This window comes from Streptomyces sp. MB09-01 (assembly GCF_033794505.1).
Classification (GTDB): Bacteria; Actinomycetota; Actinomycetes; order Streptomycetales; family Streptomycetaceae; genus Streptomyces.
Genome location: NZ_JARAYQ010000104.1, coordinates 20,594 through 27,338 on the forward strand (window position 1 = coordinate 20,594; position 6,745 = coordinate 27,338).

Genomic DNA, 6,745 nt, shown 5'->3' on the forward strand with positions numbered 1-6,745 from the left:
CGGCCGCCCGGCCATCATGGCCGGATGGACGAGGAGATTCCGGGCAGATTGTCCCCGTACGCACGGCGCCCGCCGCGCACGATGCTGCCCGGTTCACCCGCCCCGGAGCCGCTGCTGCGCCGGATCGGCGGCTTCTTCCTCTTCCGGTTCGTGAGCGCACTGCCCGACGACCTGGCCGACGCGGTGGCCGCGCTGCTGGACCCGTTCGAGCGGGCCGCCCGCCTGATCGGGCGGCTCTTCCACGGCCCGGCGCTGCGGGGCGGCTGGGCGGGCGAGGCGGGCCGGTTCGCCCTGGCCCTGCACGCCTTCCACTGGACGCGCTGGCAGGCCGAGACCGACGGGCCGCACGGCATGTTCACCGCGCGCCCCGCCCGCCCGGGGGACGCGCGGGGTAGGGGAACCGTCACCGCACGGCCGCCGTGGGGCCGCGGCGACCCGGCCCGCGCGGCCCACACCGCGGCCTGCGCCCTGCGGCGCGTCCCCCGGCTCCGCCGCCGGCCGGCCCGGGTGGACCTGGCCTTCGCGGACGGCTCCTGGCTGGCCCTGCGGATGAACACCCGGGCCGACGCCGCCCGGCTGCGCGCCGCGCTCGCGCGGGCGCCGGAGACCGGATATTGAGGTGCGACCGGTCAGAACGGGCCATAAGGTCGATGCCCGTGGAACCACTCAGTGAGAAACAGATCCGTGCGTCCTTCGTGAACTGCACCAAGGGCGAGGCCGCGCGGCTGCGGCTGCCGCTCGACTTCGCCGAACTGCCCTGGGACGATCTGGACTTCCTGGGGTGGGTGGATCCGGGAGCGCCACTGCGGGCCCACCTCGTGCTGCCGCGGGAGACGGGGCCGCTGGGGATCTCCCTGCGCGTACCGTCCGTGGGCCGTACCAGCGCGGTGAAGTCCAGCCTGTGCCAGATCTGCCTGACGGGTCACGCGTCCTCCGGGGTCACCCTCCTCGCCGCCCCCTTGGCGGGCGCCCGCGGCCGCGAGGGCAACACGGTCGGCACCTACATCTGCGCGGACCTGGCCTGTTCCCTGTACCTCCGGGGCAAGCGACAGCCGAAGCTGCGCACCACCCGCTACGAGGAGTCCCTGACCCTGGACGAACGCCTCGCCCGCATGCGGGGCAACCTGGACGCCTTCGCGGCCCGGGTCACCGCGGCCGGGGTCCCCGCGGCCTGAACTCGCTTCGGCTGAGCCGTCGGCGGTCACCGCACCAGGGCGCGTACCGAGTCGTGATCAATTTGCGGGATGTGCCTTCGTGGCACGGTCCGGTCCGATAGACGGTCTTACGTGACGCGAGTGCAACTGGCCGATCCGGATTGGGAGTTCATCGAGCCGTACCTGCCGATCGGCGAGTACGGCCCGTACCCCGAGCGACTGCGGCAGCAGTTCGAGGGCGTGATCTGGCGGTTCAAGACGGGCGGACAGTGGCGGGAGATGCCGACGGAGTTCGGCGCCTGGTCGACCGTCCACAACCGCTTCCGGCAGTGGCGTGACGCCGGCGTCTTCGAGGCCCTGCTGGAGGGCCTGATCACGGAAGCCGCGAAGCGGGGTGAGGTGGACCTGTCCCTGGTCAGCATCGACTCCACCACCGCCCGAGCCCACCACGACGCGGCCGGGATACCCCTCGACGAGGACGTCGTCACCGCCCTGGAGAAAGCCGCGGCCGAGGAGGAGAAGGCCAGGTCAAAGGGGGCGGCCTCGAAGAGCAAAACGGGCAAGAGACCGAAAGTGATCCGCGCTGGAAGAACGACGACGCATCCGGCGTCAGCGGAAACTCCGGCTGAAAGCCGCCCTCCTCGGACGTTCCAGAGGCGGGCAGACCAGCAAGGTCCGCCTCGCCACCGACCGCAAGTGCCGCCCGCTGGCGTTCATCCTGACCACAGGCCAGGCAGCGGACAGCCCGCAGTTCATCCCGTCCGGAAGAAGGTACGGGTACGCGGGCCCGTCGGCCGACCCCGTATCCGGCCAGATGCGGTCGCCGGGGACAAGGCGTACTCGTCCCGCGGAAACCGCGCCCACCTGCGCAAACACCGTATCAGGGCAGGACCACCCGATGATCACGACTCGATATGCCCCTGGGTGACGCGCTGAGGTGCCGGACGCCGAGGGCGGGCAGGAGTTGAGTCAACGGTCAACCAGCCGTGGACGCGGGGCCTCACCCGTGGATTCCGCGTCGGTGTCGTCGGTGCCGACCGGGCCGCGGGGAAGCATCCAGTCCAGCCACTTCGGCAGCCACCAGTTGGTCCGGCCGAGGAGCGTCATGGTCGCCGGTACCAGCACCATGCGTACGACCGTGGCGTCGATGAAGATCGCGGTGGCCAGGCCGAGCCCGAACATTTTGGTGGAGGGGTCCTCGGCGACGGCGAAGGACAGGAAGACCGCCACCATGATGAGGGCGGCCGAGGTGATGATCCGGGCGGTGCGCGAGACGCCCTCAACGATCGCCGTGCCGTTGTCGCCGGTGCGCAGGTACTCCTCGCGTACGCGGGAGAGGAGGAACACCTCGTAGTCCATCGACAGGCCGAACAGGATGGCGAAGAGGAACATCGGGATGAACGACACGATCGGAACCGTCGCTTCCAGCCCGATGAGTGCGCCTCCCCAGCCCCACTGGAAGACCGCGACCATGATGCCGTAGGCCGCGCCGATGCTCAGCAGATTCAGCAGTACCGCCTTGAGCGGTACGAGTATCGAGCGGAAGACCAGCATCAGCAGCAGGAACGACATCGCCAGCACGGCGGCGACGAACACCGGCAGGCGTTGGCTGGTGCGTTGGCCCACATCGGACAGGCTCGCGGCGGCGCCGCCGACGTGGGCCCTGGCCGGGCCGTGCCCGATCGCCGTGGGCAGCACGTCGGTGCGCAGCCGGGCGATGGTGTCGGCCGTGGCCTTGTCCTGAGGGCTGGTGGTCGGGAACACCACGAGGGTCGCGATGCCGGTGGCCCGATCGATGTGCGTCGGCGCGACGGATGCGATGCCCGGATCCGCCGCGACCGTTACGACGAGTCGGTCCAGCACTCCCGGATCACCGGTGGGGTCCGCGGCGATGACGAGGGGACCGTTGGTGCCCGGGCCGAACCCCTCGGCGACGAGGTCGTAGGCCCGGCGCTCGGTACGGCTGTGGGGCAGTGAGCCGTCGTCGGGCAGGCCGACGCGCAGGCCGAGCACGGGCAGCGTCGCGGTCAGCAGCAGCCCCGCCGCGCCGACCGCGTACGGCACCGGGTGCCGGCTGACGTGCCCGATCCAGCGACGCCACCCGGCGGCTTGGGCGGCGCCGACCGCCGGGTCCCGCCGCCGTGCGAGTCGGCCCGGCTTCCTGGTCTGCAGAGCCCGGCCGATCCGGCCGGCCCGGGCCAGGCGCGGGCCCGCCGCGCCGAGGAAGGCCGGCAGCAGCGTCACCGACGCGAGCACCATGATCAGGACGACGATCGAGACGGCAACCCCGCCCACCGTCATGAACGGCACGTTCGCGACCGCCAGGCCGAGGATCGATACGACGACGGTGCCGCCGGCGAAGACCACGGGCCTCCCCGCCATGGCCACCGCTCGTCCGGCCGCAGCCTGCGGATCGAGCCCGCGCGCGAGGTACTCCCGGTGCCTGGCGAGCACGAACAGCGCGTAGTCGATGCCCACTCCGAGCCCGACCATGCTGCCCAGGACCGGTGCGAAGGTGGGGACGTCCGTCACCCCCGCCAGTACCGTCATCGTGGCGACCCCGACGGTCAGTCCGAAGACCGCCATGCCGATCGGCAGCGCGGCGGCGACGAGCGAACCGAACGCCAGGAACAGGATCGCGGCCGCGGCGAGGAGGCCGATCAACTCGCTCACGCCGCCGTCGGGGTCGGAGAAGGCGTAGAAGAGGCTCCCGCCCATCTCGACGCGCAGGGGCAGTTCGGCGCGCAGCCGGTCGCCGAGATCGACGAGGGCGTCGAGGTCTCTGGCCGACAGCCGGCTCTGGTCGGGGTACTGCACCCGGACGACCGCGATCCGCCCGTCGGCCGAAACGAGGCCGCCGCGCACGGCGGTGTCCCCGCCCGCGTCGAGCGCCCCCGCCGGGTCGCTCGTGCCGAGCACGTGCGGCAGCCGCTTCACCTCGGCCTGCAGCCGCGTGAGAGCGGTGCGCGCGCCGTCGTCGTCGAAGAACGTCGCAGCGCCGTCGAGGGGGGTGACGACCACTTGGGCGGTCATCCCCTCCTGGCCGGTGCCGGCCCGCTCGATCAGTTCCGCGGCCCGCTGGGAGTCCAGTCCCGGAGCGGTCAACGAGTCCGCGGTCCGCCCGCCGAAGGCGACGGCGGCGAGGACGGCGAGCGTGGCGGCGATCAGCCATGCCGCGATCACCCGCCAGGGATGACGGGCGGCGCCTGCGCCCAGGCGCAACAGGGCTTTCGAGAGCATCGGGTCCTCCAACCACCTCGTCGGCCGTCCTTGTACGGCCGCCGATGCCGAGGCTCCTCGCCACGGCGCTCCGCGGCATCGGCCCGCGGGCCGCGGATCCCTCGGCCCCGGGGCGGAGTGACGACCCGTCCTTTCGGCCGATGCGCCCCGCGCCGCGGTCCCTAGGCTGGGAACCGTGCTCCGAGACGACCTGCGAACCCTGTGGACCGAACCCCGGCCGCCCGACGCGCCCGCCCGGGTGCGGCGGGACTGGGCGCTGCTCGCCGCGGGCCTTGCCGGTGTGGTGCTGGAGGCCACCCTGCGCGAGAACGTCGTGTGGCGGCCGGTGGCGGTGGTGTTCGCCGTATGGCTGTGCCTGCTGCCCCTGTGGCGCCGGACCCGCCCGCTGGCGATGGTGACGCTGGCGTTCGGCTCGGTGATCCTGCTTCAGGCGGCCTCGCTCGTCGCCGCACCGCGCGAGCCCGTCGGCCTGTACACCGGCGCGGTCGTGCTCGTGCTGGTGTACGCGCTGCCCCGGTGGGGATCGGGACGCGAGATCGTGCTGGGCGGCGCGGTGATCCTCGCGGCCGGCGCGCTGTGTTCCGTCACGGACGAGACCCCGGTCGTCGAGAACGTCGTGGGCCTCGTCTTCCTGCTGCTGCCCGGTGTGGTCGGGGCTGCCGTGCGGTTCCGGGTGACCGCTCGCGAGCGGCAGTTGGAGCAGGTGCGCTCCCGCGAGCGCGAGCAGCTCGCCCGGGAACTGCACGACACCGTGGCCCACCACGTGTCGGCCATGGTGATCATCGCCCAGGCGGGCCGGGTGCTCGCGGGCACCGACCCGTCCGCCGCCGTCGAGGCGCTGGAGGGGATCGAGGAGGAAGGGGCGCGCACGCTGGAGGAAATGCGCGCCATGGTCGCCGCGCTGCGCGACCGCGGGGTCGGCGCCGAGCTGGCGCCCCCTGCCGGAGTCGCGGATCTGGAGCGTCTGGTGCGCACCCCGGGTGGTCGCCTCAGGGTCGACCTGGGGCTCGACGGCGAACTGGACGCGCTGCCGCAGGCCGTGGACGCGGCCGTCTACCGGATCGTGCAGGAGTCGGTGACCAACGCGCTGCGCCATGCGGTCGACGCGACCGAGCTCGTCGTCCGGGTCGCCGCGGAACGGCACAAGGTACGGGTGAGCGTGCGCGACAACGGCCGGCGCACCGGCCGGGGTCGCGACGGATACGGACTTACCGGACTGCGCGAGCGCGCGACCCTGCTCGGCGGCACACTACGAGCCGGCCCGGGTACCGACCGGGGCTGGCATGTCGAAGCCGAACTGCCGAGAGCGAGGAGCGAGAGCGGTGTCCATTCGCGTCCTCGTCGCTGACGACCAGACGATCATCCGCACCGGGTTGCGGATCATGCTGAACGCCCAGCCCGGCATCGAGGTGGTCGGCGAGGCCGCCGACGGGCGGGAAGCGGTACGTCTGGCCCGCGAACTACGCCCCGACGTCTGCCTGTTCGACATCCGCATGCCCGTACTCGACGGGCTCGAGGCCACCCGGCTGGTCGCCGGCCCGGGCGTCGCCGACCCGCTGGCCGTGGTCGTCATCACCACGTTCGACCTCGACGAGTACGTCTACGGCTCACTGCGTGCCGGCGCCCGCGGATTCCTCCTCAAGGACACGGGACCGGACCTTCTGGCGCAGGCCGTACGGTCGGCGTCCGACGGTGAGGCGCTCATCGCGCCCAGCGTCACCGTCCGTCTGCTCCAGGCATTCGCGGACCTGCCCGCCGGCCGGCCCGTGGCCCAGCCGGTCTCCCCCGTCACCGCCCGCGAGGAGCAGGTGCTCCTCGCCGTCGCTCGCGGGCTGACCAACACCGAGATCGCCGATGCACTGCACATCAGCCTCAGCACGGTGAAGACGCATCTGGCCAGCCTGATGGCCAAACTCGGCGCCCGCAACCGCGTCGAGATCGCGATGTGGGCCTACGAAACGCGCCGGATCCTCCCCGGAACCTGAGCCGGGTGCCGGGCCATGTCCCATGAGTCCCCCGCCCGGACATCAGTGCACCGGTCGGCTCACGTCGGCTCCACGTGCCTCACCCGCCCCAGAGCGTGACGTACCAGGAGGCCGGAACTGGGACGGTGAGACACCCGATACGACAAGACTCCCGACAGCTACCTCGTCAGTCTCCACCTGCACGCCTCGATGATCTGGATCAAAGACCTCACCAGGACCACCCGATGATCACGACTCGATACGCGCCCTAGGTGTATTGATCACGAGCGTTGTTAACAGTGTCGGGTCTTGATCATGGCGAAGACCTCCGGTGTGGTGGAGGTGTCTAGGCTCCACACCACGCACGGAGGTCTTCGTGTCCCACCG

General features: G+C 71.9%; 5 protein-coding genes and 1 pseudogene. 5 read left to right on the forward strand and 1 reads right to left on the reverse strand.

The annotated features are described in order from the left end of the window. Positions 1 to 24: 24 nt before the first annotated feature. From PV721_RS21920 to PV721_RS21930, 3 genes and pseudogenes are all read left to right on the forward strand, one after another. Positions 25 to 618: a hypothetical protein gene (locus PV721_RS21920; protein WP_319727037.1), complete on the forward strand. Its 594-nt coding sequence runs from the start codon at positions 25 to 27 to the stop codon at positions 616 to 618. A gap of 38 nt (positions 619 to 656) precedes the next feature. Continuing rightward, entirely contained in the window at positions 657 to 1,175 is a 519-nt protein-coding gene (locus PV721_RS21925; RefSeq protein WP_319727038.1) for an FBP domain-containing protein, read from the forward strand. A 111-nt stretch (positions 1,176 to 1,286) separates the two neighbouring features. Next, positions 1,287 to 2,063, forward strand: a pseudogene (locus PV721_RS21930) (transposase); the annotation flags it as partial. A 60-nt stretch (positions 2,064 to 2,123) separates the two neighbouring features. Here PV721_RS21930 and PV721_RS21935 read toward each other — a convergent pair. After that, complete coding sequence (locus PV721_RS21935) at positions 2,124 to 4,394, reverse strand: MMPL family transporter (protein ID WP_319727039.1); 2,271 nt, start codon at positions 4,392 to 4,394, stop codon at positions 2,124 to 2,126. 175 nt (positions 4,395 to 4,569) lie between these two features. Between PV721_RS21935 and PV721_RS21940 the strand changes: the two genes are divergently transcribed. After that, entirely contained in the window at positions 4,570 to 5,742 is a 1,173-nt protein-coding gene (locus PV721_RS21940) for a sensor histidine kinase (RefSeq protein WP_319727040.1), read from the forward strand. Beyond that, positions 5,717 to 6,379, forward strand: coding sequence for a response regulator (locus tag PV721_RS21945; protein ID WP_150497990.1), 663 nt, complete (start codon positions 5,717 to 5,719; stop codon positions 6,377 to 6,379). Before PV721_RS21940 ends, PV721_RS21945 begins: the two co-directional genes overlap by 26 nt. Positions 6,380 to 6,745: the final 366 nt, after the last annotated feature.